The 383-nt window shown below is 63.2% G+C and carries 1 protein-coding gene; it reads left to right on the top strand.

All coding sequences use genetic code 11. The annotated features are described in order from the left end of the window. On the top strand, positions 1-383 hold a 383-nt coding region (locus EK416_RS09460), incomplete at both ends, for an RHS repeat-associated core domain-containing protein (RefSeq protein ID WP_164729952.1).

The raw sequence follows: 383 nt of genomic DNA, 5'->3' as shown, positions 1-383 counted from the left end.
TCGCGCTCTGGCAGTCGGGCAAGATCGCGCGCGGCTATACCGGCTCCGCTCAAGCAGCGCGAAGCGCGGTAGCGGCGCGAAACCCGCAGCTTGACGAGGTCGGCCTCGTGCACATGAACGGGCGGGTCTACGACCCCGAACTCGGCCGCTTCCTCTCCGCCGATCCGTTCATCCAGGACGCCACCAACCTGCAGGCGTTGAACCCCTACACCTACGTCCAGAACAACCCGCTCTCCTTCACGGACCCAAGCGGATACTTCCTCTCCGGCCTGTTCAAGGCCATCGGCAAGGTCTTCAGCCGCGTCTTCAAGGCCATCGCCCACGCCATAAAAACCGTCCTCAACTCCTCAATCATACGGTCGCTCATACAGGTCGCCGTGTGC

The organism is Rhodomicrobium lacus (assembly GCF_003992725.1).
Classification (GTDB): domain Bacteria; phylum Pseudomonadota; class Alphaproteobacteria; order Rhizobiales; family Rhodomicrobiaceae; genus Rhodomicrobium; species Rhodomicrobium lacus.
Note: the sequence above shows the minus strand (reverse complement) of the source record. Positions and strands in the feature narration are given on the sequence as shown.